Annotated in this window: 11 protein-coding genes; 7 read left to right on the top strand and 4 right to left on the bottom strand. The window is 46.8% G+C overall.

What is annotated here, in order from left to right:
* Positions 1–8: 8 nt before the first annotated feature.
* Positions 9–1,991, top strand: coding sequence for a monovalent cation:proton antiporter family protein (locus ICN39_RS02515; protein ID WP_216232548.1), 1,983 nt, complete (start codon positions 9–11; stop codon positions 1,989–1,991).
* A 28-nt stretch (positions 1,992–2,019) separates the two neighbouring features.
* Here ICN39_RS02515 and uvrA read toward each other — a convergent pair whose 3' ends face one another.
* Complete coding sequence (gene uvrA, locus ICN39_RS02510; RefSeq protein ID WP_216232547.1) at positions 2,020–4,926, bottom strand: excinuclease ABC subunit UvrA; 2,907 nt, start codon at positions 4,924–4,926, stop codon at positions 2,020–2,022.
* Between the two features lie 37 nt (positions 4,927–4,963).
* On the opposite strand from uvrA, the gene ICN39_RS02505 reads away from it, so the two are divergent.
* Together ICN39_RS02505 and ssb are read left to right on the top strand one after the other, a co-directional pair.
* Positions 4,964–6,148, top strand: coding sequence for an MFS transporter (locus ICN39_RS02505; protein ID WP_216232546.1), 1,185 nt, complete (start codon positions 4,964–4,966; stop codon positions 6,146–6,148).
* A gap of 80 nt (positions 6,149–6,228) precedes the next feature.
* Positions 6,229–6,684, top strand: a complete 456-nt coding sequence (gene ssb, locus ICN39_RS02500; protein WP_216232545.1) for a single-stranded DNA-binding protein — start codon at positions 6,229–6,231, stop codon at positions 6,682–6,684.
* A 77-nt stretch (positions 6,685–6,761) separates the two neighbouring features.
* Here the strand turns inward: ssb and queF are convergent, their stop codons facing one another.
* The 3 genes from queF to ilvA are packed head-to-tail and all read right to left on the bottom strand — an operon-like array spanning position 6,762 to position 10,063.
* A complete protein-coding gene (gene queF / locus ICN39_RS02495; RefSeq protein WP_216232544.1) occupies positions 6,762–7,589 on the bottom strand; it encodes an NADPH-dependent 7-cyano-7-deazaguanine reductase QueF in 828 nt (275 codons plus the stop codon).
* Positions 7,590–7,618: 29 nt separating this feature from the next.
* Positions 7,619–8,527 (bottom strand): 5'-nucleotidase, encoded by a 909-nt coding sequence (locus ICN39_RS02490; RefSeq protein ID WP_216152472.1) that lies wholly within the window; start codon positions 8,525–8,527, stop codon positions 7,619–7,621.
* Positions 8,528–8,542: 15 nt separating this feature from the next.
* Entirely contained in the window at positions 8,543–10,063 is a 1,521-nt protein-coding gene (ilvA, locus tag ICN39_RS02485) for a threonine ammonia-lyase, biosynthetic (RefSeq protein ID WP_216232543.1), read from the bottom strand.
* Positions 10,064–10,197: 134 nt separating this feature from the next.
* Here ilvA and ICN39_RS02480 point away from each other — a divergent pair, with 134 nt between their 5' ends.
* From ICN39_RS02480 to ICN39_RS02465, 4 genes are all read left to right on the top strand, one after another.
* Positions 10,198–14,037: an FAD/FMN-binding oxidoreductase gene (locus tag ICN39_RS02480; RefSeq protein WP_216232542.1), complete on the top strand. Its 3,840-nt coding sequence runs from the start codon at positions 10,198–10,200 to the stop codon at positions 14,035–14,037.
* Positions 14,037–14,435, top strand: a complete 399-nt coding sequence (locus ICN39_RS02475; RefSeq protein ID WP_215321057.1) for a gamma-butyrobetaine hydroxylase-like domain-containing protein — start codon at positions 14,037–14,039, stop codon at positions 14,433–14,435. The genes ICN39_RS02480 and ICN39_RS02475 overlap by 1 nt, the downstream gene beginning before the upstream one ends.
* Positions 14,435–15,178 (top strand): bifunctional demethylmenaquinone methyltransferase/2-methoxy-6-polyprenyl-1,4-benzoquinol methylase UbiE, encoded by a 744-nt coding sequence (gene ubiE, locus ICN39_RS02470; RefSeq protein ID WP_216232541.1) that lies wholly within the window; start codon positions 14,435–14,437, stop codon positions 15,176–15,178. The genes ICN39_RS02475 and ubiE overlap by 1 nt, the downstream gene beginning before the upstream one ends.
* 70 nt (positions 15,179–15,248) lie before the next feature.
* Positions 15,249–16,157, top strand: a complete 909-nt coding sequence (locus ICN39_RS02465; protein WP_216232540.1) for a Tim44 domain-containing protein — start codon at positions 15,249–15,251, stop codon at positions 16,155–16,157.
* Positions 16,158–16,173: the final 16 nt, after the last annotated feature.

The following is a 16,173-nucleotide window of genomic DNA, read 5'->3' as shown; positions in this document are numbered from 1 at the left end:
GTAAGTATATGCCGTCAGTCCTTCAATTAACCCTCATTCTCCTGGCCTCGGGTGTGGCCGGAGTGGTTATTTTCCGCTATTTTGGTTTACCCCCTATTTTGGGCTATTTGGCTATTGGTATGCTGATTGGACCCAATGCCCTGGGCTTGGCAAATGATTCAGCCACAGTGAAGTATTTGGCTGAATTTGGCGTGGTTTTCTTGATGTTCTCGATTGGCCTGGAATTTAACCTGCATAAATTAAGGGCAATGCGGTCTATCGTATTTGGCCTTGGTGGCAGCCAAGTCATTCTGACAATGCTTTTAGCAATCCCTGCCAGTTTGCTAATGAATTGGATTTATCCCATCTCATGGCATGCGGCTATTGCTTTGGGAGGCGCGCTAGCAATGTCATCTACCGCAATCGTGACCAAGCTGATTTCTGATCGCGCTGAGTTGGAGACAGAGCATGGCCGCAATGTCGTGGGTATTTTGTTGTTCCAGGACTTAGCGGTTGTTTTCCTGTTGATCTTATTGCCGTCCCTTGGAAAAAACCCTTCTGACTTGTTTGTTGCATTAACTGCAGCGTCTATCAAAATCACCGTCGCCCTGGTATTGATTTTCTTCATTGGCCAAAGCTTAATGAGTCATTGGTTTAAGTTGGTTGCTAAGTTGCGCTCACAAGAGTTGTTCATGCTCAACCTCTTGCTGATCGTATTGGGTATGGCTGGGTTAACCGAGCACTTTGGCTTGTCTTTAGCGCTCGGCGCATTCTTGGCAGGCATGTTGATTTCTGAAACGCCTTATCGCCATCAGGTAGAAGAGGATATCAAGCCGTTTCGTGATGTTTTGCTTGGCCTTTTCTTTGTAACGATTGGTATGTTGCTGGATTTCAATGTCATTCGTGAACAGTGGTTATTGGTTTTGGTTTTACTGGTCGGCCCACTCATCTTTAAGTTTGGCCTCATAGCCTTGTTATCAAGAGTATTTGGTTCAAGCCCCGGGATTTCCATTAGAACGGGCTTGTGCTTAGCTCAAGCGGGTGAATTTGGCTTTGTGCTGCTCAATCAAATAGATGGCTTGGATTTAATTGACCCCATCCTGAGCCAAGCAGTATTGGCAGCGATGTTGATCTCGATGTTCTGCGCACCATTCCTGATTGAATACAGCGATCGCATTGCAATGCGATTCGCTAGTAATGAATGGCTCCTGCAATCGCTTGCGTTAACTCGTGTTGCTGCCAAGAGTGTTCGCAATGAAAATCACGTGGTCATTTGTGGTTTTGGTCGTTCGGGTCAAAGTTTGGCGCGCATGCTTGATCAAGAAAAAATTCCGTACATTGCTTTGGATTTGGATCCTGATCGAGTTAAAGAAGCTGCGGCTGCTGGGGACAATGTGGTTTATGGCGATGCAAGTCGTGAAAACTATTTGGCGGCGGCGGGCCTCTCAAGAGCAAAGGCAGTTGTCATTACTTATGCCGATACTGCAGCAAGTATGCGTGTTCTCCGCCAAGTAGAACGCTTGCGTCCAGGTATGACTGTATTGGTGCGTACTAGAGATGATGCTGACATCGCAAAGCTACAGGCGGCTGGTGCAACTGAAGTGGTACCCGAGCTCATTGAGGGTAGCTTGATGATTGCCTCCCATGTTCTTTTGATCATGGGCGTGCCAATGCGTAAAGTAGTACGACGCATCACGACAGCAAGGGAAGAGCGATATAGCCTATTGAGAGGTTACTTCCGTGGGTCTGCGGACGATGACTTTGGTTCAAATGATTCTTGGCGTTTACATGCCATTACGCTGCTGCCCCATTCACAGGCGATTGGTAAAACTCTTGGCGAGCTTGACCTGGAGAAAGAAGGTGTCAATGTTCAGGCGGTGCGTCGCAAGGGTCGAAACGCAGATTATGTGAAGTTGGATCCCACTCCCGACCTCAGTCTTGAGGCCAACGATATTTTGGTGATCTCAGGCAATTCAGAGGCAACTGATTTAGCTGAAGCTAAATTACTCTGAGATCGATGAAGGTAGCAATATTAGATTGCTAGCTTGCCACTTTTTTCTTTTTACTAGCTACAGGAGTAGGAGCTTTTCGAGTCAGCAAAGGCGCCAAGTAGTGACCTGTAAAACTCAATTCATTTTTGGCAACATCTTCTGGTGTGCCGGTAGCAATGATTTGTCCACCGCCAGCGCCGCCTTTAGGTCCTAAGTCAATAATCCAATCCGCAGTCTTAATGACATCGAGGTTGTGCTCAATGATGACAATTGTGTTGCCTTGTTTCTTGAGTGTTTGAATCACGGTTAGCAGCAACTGGATGTCATGGAAATGCAAACCAGTAGTAGGTTCATCTAGGATATATAAAGTTCTGCCGGTATCGCGCTTAGAGAGCTCAAGCGAGAGTTTGACGCGTTGTGCTTCGCCGCCAGATAAGGTGGTTGCGCTTTGTCCAAGCTTCACGTAGCCCAGACCAACATCGAGCAATGTTTTGAGTTTCCGCTTAACAACGGGCACTGCTTCGAAGAACTCATGGGCTTGTTCGATGGTCATCGACAGCACTTCATGAATATTCTTACCCTTGTAGCGAATATCTAAAGTTTCACGGTTATAGCGTTTGCCATGACAAACGTCACAAGGAACATAGACATCTGGCAGGAAGTGCATCTCTACTTTGAGCACACCGTCACCTTCACAGGAATCACAGCGCCCGCCTTTAACGTTAAAGGAGAAGCGACCCGCTTCATAGCCTCGTTCACGTGATGCCGGAACACCCGCGAAGAGTTCTCTAATCGGGGTAAATAGTCCTGTGTAGGTTGCTGGGTTAGAGCGCGGCGTTCTGCCAATCGGGGATTGGTCAACGCTAATTACTTTATCGAAATGCTCTAATCCTTTGATTGCATCATGTGCTGCAGGCTCTGCATTAGAGCCATAAAAGTGTTGAGCAACTGCATGATGCAGGGTGTCATTGATTAAGGTGGATTTACCCGAGCCTGATACACCGGTAACGCAAGTTAACAAGCCGACTGGAATTTTTGCGTGAACAGATTGCAAGTTATTGCCACGCGCACCAATGATTTCTAAAAAGCGATCATTTACAGGAATACGTATTTCTGGAACTGCGATTGCTTCACGGCCAGCAAGGTAAGCACCAGTTAAGGAATTCGGGTTTGCTTCTACTTCGGCAGGCGTGCCTTGAGCAACCACTTCACCACCATGAACGCCAGCACCAGGGCCGATATCGATCACCCAGTCAGAGGCGCGAATCATATCTTCATCATGCTCAACGACTAAAACGCTATTGCCTAAATCACGCAGGTGCTTCAGGGTGCCAATCAGGCGATCGTTATCGCGTTGATGCAGGCCAATCGAAGGTTCATCTAAGACATACATCACGCCAGTTAATCCAGAGCCAATCTGGCTCGCCAGGCGAATACGTTGGGCTTCACCGCCCGAGAGAGTGTCGGCACTGCGCTCGAGTGAAAGGTAGTCCAGACCTACGTCATTTAAGAAGCGTAGACGTGCGCCAATCTCCTTGACAATCTTGTCAGCGATTTCTCGTTTAGCACCTTTGAGTTCAAGCGTCTCGAAATATTCCTTCGCTTCCTTCAGCGGTAGGGCACTGATCTCGTAAATGGCGCGCGATTGTTTCTTCTCGCCTACTTTGACAAAGCGTGCTTCTTTACGTAAGCGGCTGCCATTACATTCTGGGCAAGTTTGCACATTCTGATAGCGTGATAGTTCTTCGCGAACTGTCATGGAATCCGTTTCGCGATAACGTCTTTCAAAGTTGGCAACAATGCCTTCAAAGGCATGTTCACGAATACTATTCTTGCCACGCTCGTTGATGTATTCAAAAGGAATGGTGACATCACCAGACCCCAAGAGAAGCAGATCTTGTTGCTTTTTATTTAGAGTTTCAAATGGCTTCTCCACATCAAAGCCGCCATGTTTGGCCAGGGTCTGAAGAAGTTTGAAGTAGAACTGATTGCGGCGATCCCAGCCTTTAATGGCGCCGGAGGCGAGTGATAAATCGGGATGGGCAACGATGCGCTTTGGATCAAAGAAAGACTGATGGCCCAGGCCATCACAAGATGGGCAGGCGCCCATTGGATTATTAAAGGAGAAGAGGCGCGGCTCTAATTCTTGTAGGGAGTATGAGCAAACTGGGCAAGCAAACTTACTAGAGAAGATCATCTCTTTGCCAGTATCCATGTCAACGATCATGGCTTTGCCATCAGCAAGGCGCAATGCTGTCTCAAAAGATTCGGCAAGACGTTGCTGAATATCAGGACGCACTTTGATGCGATCAACCACTACTTCAATGGAGTGCTTGTCGTTTTTCTTGAGTGCTGGTAATTGATCAACTTCAAAAATTTCTGCTTTTGCTACGTTTGCTGTGCCACCGCCAGAGCGCACGCGGAATCGTACAAAGCCTTGTGCCTGCAGGTCTTGAAAGAGATCAACAAACTCACCTTTGCGCTCGCTCACCACTGGAGCCAGAATCATCAGCTTTGTATCTTCTGGCATTGACAATACGGTGTCGACCATTTGAGAAACGCTTTGCGCTTCTAGTGGAAGATCGTGATCTGGGCAATGTGGTGTGCCTGCGCGTGCAAATAACAAACGCAAGTAATCATGAATTTCAGTCACAGTACCAACGGTGGAGCGTGGATTATGACTGGTGGCTTTTTGCTCAATCGAAATCGCTGGAGAAAGCCCTTCAATCGTATCGACATCTGGCTTTTCCATCAGTTGCAAAAACTGACGGGCATAAGCTGATAGAGATTCCACGTAGCGGCGTTGACCTTCTGCATACAGAGTGTCAAAAGCCAATGAGCTTTTGCCTGAGCCAGATAAGCCAGTAAGGACGACGAGTTTCTCTCTAGGGATGTCTAGATTGATGTTTTTGAGGTTGTGGGTGCGGGCACCGCGGATCTTGATTTCGTTATTCATGATTTTTTAGCGTAACTTGTTAATATAGCTCTTTCCCATGAATCCTTCTGAACTTCGCTCCACTCTGGCCTTAGCAGGCATTTTTGGCCTCCGTATGCTGGGTCTATTCTTGCTATTGCCCATCTTCAGCATCCATGCGCGTGGCTTGCCGGGTGGTGAACATGCACTTTGGGTCGGCTTGACCCTTGGGATCTTTAATATTGTTCAGGCCTGTTTTTATATCCCTTTGGGCCGTTTATCAGACCGTATTGGCCGTAAACCAGTTGTTTTATGGGGCTTATCCCTGTTTGTGGCTGGAGCATTGATTTGTGCAGCCAAGGATGACTTGCTATGGATTGCCCTTGGCCGCGGGATTATGGGTGCTGGGGCGGTCTCTGCTGCGATTTCTGCCTGGGTAGCGGATTTGACTCGTGAACAGGTTCGCACCCGAGCTATGGCATTGGTTGGCGGCAGTATTGCTCTCTCATTTGCGCTGTCCTTAGTCATTGCTGCACCGATTTATCGTGCGATTAGTCTGAGTGGAATTTTTATTGTTCTGGCGGCGTTGGGTGTGATTGCGATGTTTGTTACTTATTACGTTTTGCCAACGAGTAAGCCTGAGGCAAAAGTTCAACAAGCTTCATTGAAAGAAGTTTTCTTTCGACCAGAGTTGATGCGTTTGAATCTTGGTGTGTATGTATTGCATGCAACTCAAGTCGCCATGTTCTTGGTAGTGCCCAGATTATTAGTGCAGGCAGGATTACCACTTTCCTCCCATTGGGAAATTTATCTTCCTGTGGTGCTGCTATCTTTTGTCTTCATGGCTCCCGCAATTATTTACGGCGAAAAGAAGCAGAAGCTAAGAACTATTTTGTTAGTCGCGATTGTTTTATTGCTGGTTGCAGAATTGATCTTTACGCAAGCGAATTCAGTCATGACGATTGCATCTGCGCTACTGGTTTATTTTGTAGGCTTCAATCTACTCGAAGCCTTACAACCCTCTTTGGTGTCTCGTTTTGCTAAAGAATCTAAAGGTACCGCATTAGGTGTTTACAACACTACGCAATCCATTGGCTTGTTCTCTGGAGCAGTTATTGGCGGTTATTTGATGGATAGCCATGGTGATTTATCGGTCTTTGCTATGGGCGCAGCACTCCTGGTTTGCTGGCTTATAATTGCTTGGTCGATGGGTGAAATGCCAACAAGAGCAATAGATTCCAAGGATATAAGCACAACGACATAACCGCAGCTTCATTGATTAAATTAAAGCGAGCAGTTTATTTTTAGCAGTAATAACAGCAGTATTTTTCTTCGGGAGACAACATGGCTTCGGTAAATAAGGTCATCATCGTAGGTAACGTAGGACGTGATCCAGAGACGCGTTACATGCCAAGCGGCGACGCAGTTACAAACATCTCAGTAGCAACATCTGATCGCTACAAAGATAAACAAACTAACGAAATGAAAGAAACCACAGAATGGCACCGTGTTGCATTCTTTGGCAAGCTTGCAGAAATCGCTGGTCAGTACCTTAAAAAAGGTTCACAGGTTTATGTTGAAGGTCGTTTGCGTACACGCAAATGGACTGACGCTAGTGGCCAAGAAAAGTATTCCACAGAGATCGTTGCAGAAACCATGCAGATGCTTGGCGGCAAACCAGTAGGCGGAAGTGGTGATGGTGGCGAGAGCTACAGCCGTTCAAGGCCGGCTGAGCAGTCTGCCCCAGCAGCATCAAACGCGGCATCATTAGGTGCAATGGACGACGATATTCCGTTTTAAGCAATAACAACTAGTGCGGTAATTACCGTAATAGCAAAAACCCCTTCTAGGATTTCCTACAAGGGGTTTTTATTTGCCTACTGTCTGGCGTGCCGAATATTATCTGGCCAGGGCGAATTGTGATCTGTGCGGAATGGGTTGATATCTAAACCGCCGCGTCTTGTATAACGGGCATACACAGATAATTTCTCCGGTTTGCACTGACGTTTGATATCAGTAAAGATCGTTTCCACACAATGTTCGTGGAACTCACCTAACTGTCTAAAGCCAATCAGATAGCGCAATAAGCCTTCCTCAAGGATTGGCCTGCCCTGATAACGAATCTGTACGCTCGCCCAATCTGGCTGGCCAGTAACTGGGCAGTTGGATTTCAATAGATGCGAAACCAGGCATTGTTCTATGGGGCCAAAGGATTCATTAACACCTAGCATGCTTGGGTCTGCGGGCAAGTTTGGATCAATCTCGATATCGAGCCGATCCATCAAAATGCCGCCCATTTCTTGCATCCCCTTTTTGGAGACTGCTTCAGTGGGGTTGATGCGGGTGGTAATCTTGCTGCCGGCAACTGCGGATAAGTCGGTAATGAGCCGCTCTTTAACTGCATTCTCATCTTCAAAGCGTGCACTGTTAAGGCTATTGAGATAAAGCTTGAAAGATTTAGACTCAATCATGTTCGGTGAGTCTGCAGGAATCTGAAACTCTGCCAAAGCAATTTGTGGCTTACCCTTTTGATTGAGCCAGCTCAGTTCAAAGGCATTCCAAATATCAACGCCTACAAACGGTAAGGACTGACCCTCTTTAATGCCGAGTTTCTTTCTGTTCTCAGATCTTGGGATGGGAAACAACAAGCTCGGATCATATTGATCTGGGTATTGTGTTGATTGTCCGAGTGGAAGCGTTGCCATGAAATACTTTTTTAAATTTTGTTTAGTGTTTAGTTCTTGGGTTTGTTTGAAACGCCCGATACAACATGTCCGGTTGGAGCTACAGAAGCGGCTGATTGGCAGTGGCCGGTTTGATCATCAAAGAAAAAGTCTGGCTCGAATTCTCGTAAGAACTCGCTCTTCGAGAGGCCACCCAAGAACATCGCCTCATCTACATCAATACCCCATGCCATCAGGGTGCGAATAGCTCGCTCGTGGGCCGGTGCTGAGCGTGCAGTCACTAATGCGGTACGAATGCGCATACCGTTTTCACTGGTGGAGCGCTGTAGTCTGTGGAGCGCTTCTAGTAAGGGCTTGAATGGGCCAGGAGGCAAGGGAATATCAACCTTCTTACTTTCGTGATCAACAAAAGCCTCAAGGCCCTTTTTCTGGAAGACTTGTTCGGCTTCATCGGAGAAAAGGACTGCGTCTCCGTCAAATGCGATGCGGATTTCATTGGGATGAGACTCAGCAGTTTTGCTGGACTCTGGATACACGCGTGCTGCAGGAAAACCTGCATCAATCGTTGCTCGTACATCATCTTCATTTGCGGACAAGAAGAGGTTCGCGTGTAAGGAACGTAGGTAGTGATACGGTGGCCTGCCTCTTGTAAATACGCCACGCTCAAGATGCAGGCCATGATGTTCGGCGGAGCGGAACACGCGCAAACCACTGACTGGATCGTTACGAGAAAGAATGACTACTTCGACACGCTGCTCACCCTCATCATTAAAAGCGAGGAGTTTCTTGACCAAGGGGAATGCCACCCCTTTTTGGGCGGCCTCACTCAGGCGCTCCAGCTGCAACTTCATATAAGCGCTGTCATCGGTTGATTCAAAGATGCGATTTTCTTCTTCGAAATCAAACAGGGCGCGCGATGAAATCGCAACGACGAGTTTTCCAGTGAGTGTGTATGACATCTTGCGGCTTATATCCTATTTGAGGAACAGGCGATAGGCGGGGTTATTGGTTTCATCCCAGTGCGGGTAGCCCAAGGTTGCCAAGAAGCTCTGGAATTTCTTTTGTTCATTCTTGGGAACTTGAAGACCAATCAGAATGCGGCCATAGTCAGCCCCATGGTTACGGTAGTGGAACAGACTGATATTCCAGTTGGGCGCCATACTGGTTAAAAACTTCATCAATGCGCCTGGGCGCTCTGGAAATTCAAAACGGTAGAGCAACTCATCTTTAGCAAGCGCAGAATGTCCGCCAACCATATGACGTAAATGCGATTTTGCTAACTCATCATGCGTGAGATCAATCGTTGCGAACTTTGCTTTGCGGAAATGCTTTGCAATCGCTTCGCTATCGCCGGATTTTAGTGTGCTGATGCCAACAAAAATATGGGCTTCACTTTGATCGCCAATACGATAGTTAAATTCAGTCACATTACGTTTGCCGAGTAATTCGCAAAAGCGTTTAAAAGAGCCACGCTCTTCTGGAATGGTGACTGCAAATACGGCTTCGCGGAACTCACCAACGTCTGCGCGTTCAGCCACAAAGCGCAAGCGGCTAAAGTTCATATTCGCCCCGCAAGCCACAGCCACCAAGGTTTTCTTCTTGATACGTTTTTTCTCGACATACTTCTTCATGCCCGCAATGGCAAGTGCGCCAGCAGGCTCAAGAATGCTACGCGTATCGGTAAATACATCATTGATAGCTGCACAGATTTCATCTGTGTCAACGGTGACGATTTCGTCTACTACTTTCTTGCAGATGCGAAATGTTTCTTTGCCAACTAATTTGACGGCAGTACCATCAGAAAATAATCCAACATCCCTCATCTCAATGCGTTTATTCGCTTTGAGTGATTGATTCATGGCATCTGAGTCAGAAGCTTGAACGCCGATCACTTTTGTCTTCGGGCTAACGGCTTTGATGTATTCGCCAATGCCGGAAATTAAGCCGCCACCACCAATGGCTACAAAAACTGCATCAATCGGTTTTTCGTATTGAGTAAAGATCTCGTGGGCTATTGTTCCTTGGCCTGCAATAACGTCGGGATCATCAAAGGGGTGAACAAAAGTTAAACCCCGTTTTTTACCGAGAATCTCGGAATGTTTAAAGGCATCGCTATAGGATTCACCATGAAGGATGATTTCTACCCAGGATCCACCTCTGGCCTTTACCGCATCGATTTTGACGCTCGGAGTCGTGACTGGCATCACGATGACGGCTTTGCACTTCATTTTGGCTGCCGAAAGCGCTACACCCTGGGCATGATTGCCTGCGGAAGCCGCAATAACCCCGCGTTTTAGGGCTTCAAGAGGCAAATGGGCCATTTTGTTATAGGCACCACGGAGTTTGAAGGAGAAAACCGGCTGGTTATCCTCTCTTTTGAGTAAGACCTGGTTGCCCAAACGCCTAGTCAGTTCTGGGGCGACCTGAAGTTCGGTTTCTCTGGCTACGTCATAGACGCGAGCCGATAAAATTTTCTTTAAATAGTTCGTTGCCATCCGATGAGCGTACCACGGATGGCTCCTAAGCCCTTAGATTTGCAAGGGTTTATTCCTTTGGGGAGCAACTTTCTCGGAATCCTGCCACTATCAGGTTCACTCAATTAAAATGCTTATTTATCAAATATGTCGCTATGAACGCACCATTAGCTTTGAACCAGTTGTTGGATGCTGAGGCGGGCTCCCCCCGTCTTCGCGAAATTCCCTACAACTACACCTCCTTTTCTGATCGAGAGATTGTGATTCGCTTATTGGGCGAGGAATCATGGCGCGTTCTCAATAACTTGCGTGGTGTTCGCCGTACAGGCCGTTCCGCTCGTATGTTGTTTGAAATTCTGGGTGATATTTGGGTAGTTCAGCGCAACCCTTTCTTGCAAGATGATTTGCTAGATAGCCCCAATCGCCGTAAACAATTAATCGATGCACTCTGGCATCGCTTGGGCGAAGTGAAGAAGCGCAATAGTGGCGATTCTGCTGACCAAGTGGAAATTCTATTAAGCGCTGCTTATCGCGCAATCGAAAATTTCGAAAACGGATTTAAAGAAGTTGAAGTCATTCGTAAGCGTGCTCGTAAAGAGTTAGGTCGCCATACTGCTGCAGACAATATTTGTTTTGATGGTGTGTCTCGCGCCGCTCACGTTACGGATGCAACAGACTGGCGAGTTGAGTTTCCGCTGGTTGTTCTAAAGCCGGATTACGAATCTGAAATCCCCGGTTTAGTTAAAGCTTGTATTGAATTAGGCCTCACGATCATTCCTCGTGGAGGCGGTACTGGTTATACCGGCGGCGCTATTCCGCTGTATGCAATGTCTGCAGTGATTAATACTGAGAAGTTACAAGATATTGGCGGCGTAAAAGCTAAAAAACTACCAGGGTTGGATCGCGAAGTATCTACCATCTTTACTGGTGCAGGTGTTGTGACCCGTCGCGTATCTGATGCTGCAGAGCATGCTGGTCTTGTGTTTGCTGTTGATCCTACTTCTGCCGATGCAAGCTGTATTGGCGGCAATATTGCTATGAATGCTGGTGGTAAGAAAGCGGTTCTTTGGGGAACTGCTTTAGATAATCTTGCTAGCTGGCGCATGGTGGATCCGCAAGGCAATTGGTTGGATATCGAGCGTCTTGAACACAATATGGGCAAGATCCATGATGTGGAAACTGTTCGTTTTCAGTTGACTTGGTCTGATGGAAATAGTGAGCCAGGTCAACGTATTCTCAAAACAGAATTATTAGAGGTTGAAGGCAGACGTTTCCGCAAAGAAGGTTTAGGTAAGGATGTTACTGATAAATTTTTATCAGGTTTACCTGGCGTGCAAAAAGAAGGTTGCGATGGTTTGATTACTAGCGCAACTTGGGTATTGCATCGCATGCCTAAATTCATGCGCACTGTTTGCTTAGAGTTTTTTGGTCAAGCGCGAGAAGCAATTCCGAGTATTGTGGAAATCAAAGCTTACTTAGATGGTTTAAGCAAGCAAGGTGGCCCAATCTTGGCCGGTCTTGAGCACTTGGATGATCGGTATTTAAGAGCAGTGGGTTATTCCACTAAATCTAAGCGCAATAGTTTGCCGAAGATGGTGTTGATTGGCGACATTGCTGGTGATGATGAAGAGGCTGTTGCTGCAGCTACTAGTGAAGTAGTGCGGATGGCGAATCTGCGAGTTGGTGAAGGCTTTGTTGCAGTAAGCGCTGATGCCCGTAAGAAGTTCTGGCTTGATCGTGCGCGCACAGCGGCGATTGCCCGTCATACCAATGCTTTTAAGATCAATGAAGACGTCGTGATTCCCTTGCCGCGTATGGGCGAGTACACCGATGGTATCGATCGCATTAATATTGAGCTCTCCCTCAAGAATAAGTTGCAAGTACTCGATGGGCTTGAAACTTTCTTGAAAAAGAGCGCATTACCACTGGGTAAGAGCGATGCTGAGTATGAAATTCCGACGGCAGAAATCTTGGGTGATCGTGTTCAGCAAGCTTTAGAGCTGATTGCCAAGGTGCGTGGACGTTGGGCTGAATGGCTCATTGAAATGGACTCTTATTTCCCGCGCCTACAGGATTACAGTCTGCGCGCTTCTTGGAAAGAAGAGGTGCGCTCTGAATTGCGCATCATTTTTGGCGGTTTGGCATTTGAGCCGATTCTGGCCGAGTTAGAAGCAATTCACAAAAATATTTTGCGCAAGCGCGTATTCGTCGCCTTGCACATGCATGCTGGTGATGGGAACGTTCATACCAATATTCCTGTGAACTCTGATGACTATGAGATGTTGCAAGATGCGCATCGCGCCGTAGATCGGATCATGAAATTAGCCCGCTCATTAGACGGAGTAATTTCTGGCGAGCATGGCATTGGTATTACTAAATTAGAGTATTTAACTGAAGCCGAACTCAAAGACTTCCGTAGCTATAAGAATCGCGTTGATCCGGAAGGTCGCTTTAATAAAGGCAAGTTGATGCCGCATGCTGACCTGAGTATGGCCTACACACCAAGCTTTGGCTTGATGGGCCATGAGTCGATCATCATGCAGCAAAGCGATATTGGTGCGATTGCCGATAGCGTAAAAGATTGTTTACGCTGCGGTAAATGCAAGCCTGTTTGCTCGACTCATGTACCACGTGCAAACTTGCTTTACAGCCCGCGCGACAAAATCCTAGCAACATCACTATTGATTGAAGCCTTCTTATATGAAGAGCAAACTCGACGTGGTGTTTCGATTCGCCATTGGGAAATGTTTGATGATGTCGCTGCGCATTGCACTGTTTGTCATAAGTGTTTAACTCCATGTCCGGTCAATATCGACTTTGGTGATGTGACCATGAATATGCGCAATCTTTTGCGTAAGATGGGTCAGCAGCGCTTCAATCCTGGAACTGCAGCATCCATGTTCTTCTTGAATGCAACCAGCCCAGAATCTATTAATCTCGCTCGCAAGATGATGATTGGTTGGGGTTATAAGTTGCAACGCTTGGGTAATGATGTCTTGCGTAAGTTTGCAAAACAACAAACTGCCCACCCGCCTGCAACAGTAGGAAAGCCGAGTGTTAAAGAGCAAGTGATCTTCTTTGTAAATAAGAAGATGCCTGGCAATCTTCCTAAGAAAACAGCGCGTGCTTTGTTAGATATTGAGGATGCGAACTACGTTCCGATCATTCGTGATCCTAAGACAACTTCAGCAGATACTGAGGCGGTGTTTTACTTCCCTGGTTGCGGATCTGAGCGTTTGTTCTCGCAAGTTGGCTTAGCTACTCAAGCCATGTTGTGGAATGTAGGCGTACAAACTGTATTGCCTCCAGGCTACTTGTGTTGTGGCTACCCACAGCGGGGTAATGGCGACTTCGATAAAGCCGAAAAGATGATTACGGATAACCGTGTGTTATTCCATCGCGTTGCCAATACTCTGAACTACTTAGATATCAAGACCGTGGTTGTTTCTTGTGGTACCTGCTATGACCAATTGGCGGGCTACCAGTTCGAACAGATTTTCCCTGGCTGCCGCATTATTGATATCCATGAGTTCTTGGCAGAAAAGGGCGTTAAGCTCTCTGGTGTAACGGGTGTGAAGTATCTGTATCACGATCCTTGCCACTCCCCAATGAAGTTACAAGATCCCCTGAAGACTGTGAATGAGTTAATTCAACTCGAAGACGGTAAAGCGATTGCAAAGAATGATCGTTGCTGCGGTGAGTCTGGCACATTGGCCGTCACACGGCCTGACATTTCTACTCAAGTACGTTTCCGTAAACAGATTGAGATGGAAAAAGCCGCGACTGAATTGCGCAAAGATGATTTCACTGGCGATGTCAAAGTGTTAACTAGCTGCCCATCATGCTTGCAAGGCCTGACCCGTTTTGATTCAGATAGCGACACTACAGCCGATTACATCGTTGTTGAAATGGCTCAGAAGCTGCTAGGTAAAGACTGGATGCAAGATTATGTAGCTAAGGCTAACCAAGGTGGCATTGAGAGGGTTCTCGTTTAATGATTCCAAGCAATATTGTTGTGCATCAGCAATCCAAGGTGTTGGAGCTCTCGTATGAGAATAACAATACCTATCGTTTGCCTTTTGAGTTGTTAAGGGTTTTATCTCCTTCTGCTGAAGTTCAGGGCCATGGGCCAGGGCAGGAAACATTGCAGACTGGTAAGCGCGATGTTTTGATTGCCAACATTGAACCTGTTGGGCACTATGCACTCAAGCCTAGCTTTTCTGATGGGCATGATTCGGGCCTGTTTACGTGGGACTACCTATTGTTTCTGTGTGAGAACCAGGAGCAGTTATGGAAAGAGCATTTGGATAAATTGGCTGCTGCCGGTTTAGATCGCGATACACCGATGAATCAGCCAGGCGGTGCATCAGGCCATTCTTGTGGAAGTCATTAATGAGTAAAACGCACTTCGGGTATCAAAGTGTTGATGAAGCTGAAAAAGCCGGCAAGGTTGCTGAAGTATTTCATTCGGTAGCTAGCAAGTACGACGTTATGAATGACCTCATGTCATTCGGACTACATCGTATTTGGAAAAAAGTGACGATTGCTCGCGCAAATGTTCGTCCTGGCCAAAAGATCTTAGATATTGCCGGCGGCACTGGTGATTTAGCCGCGGCTTTTGCAAAAGCGGCTGATTGGGGGCGCAACCCAGATGCTCAAGTTTGGTTAAGTGATATTAACGCTTCTATGTTGGGCGTTGGGCGTGACCGTCTATTGGATCGCGGCATGGCTTTACCTTGCGTACAGTTTGATGCTGAAAAAATTCCTTTTCCGAATAGTCATTTTGACGTGGTGACTGTTGCTTTTGGTTTGCGTAATATGACGCATAAAGAGATCGCTTTAGGTGAAATGTGTCGTGTGATCAAACCAGGCGGCCGTGTTCTGGTGCTTGAGTTCTCTAAGCCTGATGCCTTTTTGCAACCCGTATATGACACTTATTCATTTAAGGTTTTGCCTTGGTTGGGTGAGAAGATTGCGCAAGATTCAGAAAGCTATCGCTATCTAGCGGAATCTATTCGTATGCATCCTGATGCGGAAGCTCTCAAAGAAATGATGCTGGGGGTCGGTTTTGATGAAGTAGAAACCCACAGGATGACTGGGGGTATTGTTGCCTTACATATTGGTATTAAATACTAATAGTCGTATAGTTTTTAAAGTCTTAAAAACTAAAGAAGTTGAGTAGTTATCAAAAGGGGTGGATATAAAAATGAATAAACATTTTTTTAAAGCAGTGCTCTTGAGTTTTACTTTGATCATTGCAATGGTTGGCCAAGTTGATGCTGCTCGCTTAGGTGGCGGTAGAAGTCTTGGCCGAGCGCCAAGTGCACCAATGCAACGTCAGGCTGCACCTGTTCAAAAGCCGGTTCAGCAAGCGCAGCCGACTGCTCCAGCCCCAGCTCCTCAGGCACCTGCACCTAGTCGTTTTGGCGGCATGGGCGGAATTTTAGGCGGCTTAGCAGCTGGTTTGGGAATCGGCTACCTCTTATCCCATTTTGGTTTGGGTGAAGCAGCTTCTTCATTGATTACTGGTTTACTGATCGCAATGTTGGCAGGCTTTGTCATCATGTTTGTGATCCGTAGATTATTGCCGGCAATGTCTGGTGCAGGTCAAAACTCAAATGTTCCATCACAAGGTATGCAGCGCAATAATGTTGAGTCTCCAAGACAGGAGCCTGCATTTACTCCTGCTGCAAATGCATTCGGTGGGGTGAGTGCAGAGCCTGAAGTATTTCAGTCAACCTTGCCTCCTGGTTTTGATCAACAAACCTTCTTGGAAAATGCAAAACAATATTTTGTGACTTTGCAAAAAGCTTGGGATCAAGGTGATCTCGCGTCCTTACGTGAATTTACAACTCCCGACATGTTTGCCACGATTCAACAAGATTTAGCTGGTAGAACTGATGGTAGCAATCAAACCGACGTTGTGACCATCAATGCTCAGCTTTTGGGGGTTGAGACAGCAGATGCTCACTATTTCTGTAGTGTTCAGTTCACCGGCATGATTCGTGAGCAACAGGGTGCTCCAGCTAGCGACTTCTCCGAAATCTGGAATTTAAGTAAGCCTGTGGAAGGTCCTGGCGGCTGGGTACTGGCGGGTATCTCCCAGTTGGTTTAAGCTTTAGGTACTTTCC

It is taken from the genome of Polynucleobacter sp. AP-Reno-20A-A9, from assembly GCF_018882085.1.
In the GTDB taxonomy this organism is placed as follows: Bacteria; Pseudomonadota; Gammaproteobacteria; order Burkholderiales; family Burkholderiaceae; genus Polynucleobacter.
The sequence above is the reverse complement of the archived record's forward strand: the minus strand, read 5'-3'. Positions and strand labels throughout refer to the sequence as shown.

Excerpts from the sequence above, each read along its gene's own strand:
- ICN39_RS02515 (WP_216232548.1), top strand. The coding sequence starts at position 9 with ATGCCGTCAGTCCTTCAATTAACCCTCATTCTCCTGGCCTCGGGTGTG.
- uvrA (WP_216232547.1), bottom strand. The coding sequence starts at position 4,926 with ATGAATAACGAAATCAAGATCCGCGGTGCCCGCACCCACAACCTCAAA.
- ICN39_RS02505 (WP_216232546.1), top strand. The coding sequence starts at position 4,964 with ATGAATCCTTCTGAACTTCGCTCCACTCTGGCCTTAGCAGGCATTTTT.
- ssb (WP_216232545.1), top strand. The coding sequence starts at position 6,229 with ATGGCTTCGGTAAATAAGGTCATCATCGTAGGTAACGTAGGACGTGAT.
- queF (WP_216232544.1), bottom strand. The coding sequence starts at position 7,589 with ATGGCAACGCTTCCACTCGGACAATCAACACAATACCCAGATCAATAT.
- ICN39_RS02490 (WP_216152472.1), bottom strand. The coding sequence starts at position 8,527 with ATGTCATACACACTCACTGGAAAACTCGTCGTTGCGATTTCATCGCGC.
- ilvA (WP_216232543.1), bottom strand. The coding sequence starts at position 10,063 with ATGGCAACGAACTATTTAAAGAAAATTTTATCGGCTCGCGTCTATGAC.
- ICN39_RS02480 (WP_216232542.1), top strand. The coding sequence starts at position 10,198 with ATGAACGCACCATTAGCTTTGAACCAGTTGTTGGATGCTGAGGCGGGC.
- ICN39_RS02475 (WP_215321057.1), top strand. The coding sequence starts at position 14,037 with ATGATTCCAAGCAATATTGTTGTGCATCAGCAATCCAAGGTGTTGGAG.
- ubiE (WP_216232541.1), top strand. The coding sequence starts at position 14,435 with ATGAGTAAAACGCACTTCGGGTATCAAAGTGTTGATGAAGCTGAAAAA.
- ICN39_RS02465 (WP_216232540.1), top strand. The coding sequence starts at position 15,249 with ATGAATAAACATTTTTTTAAAGCAGTGCTCTTGAGTTTTACTTTGATC.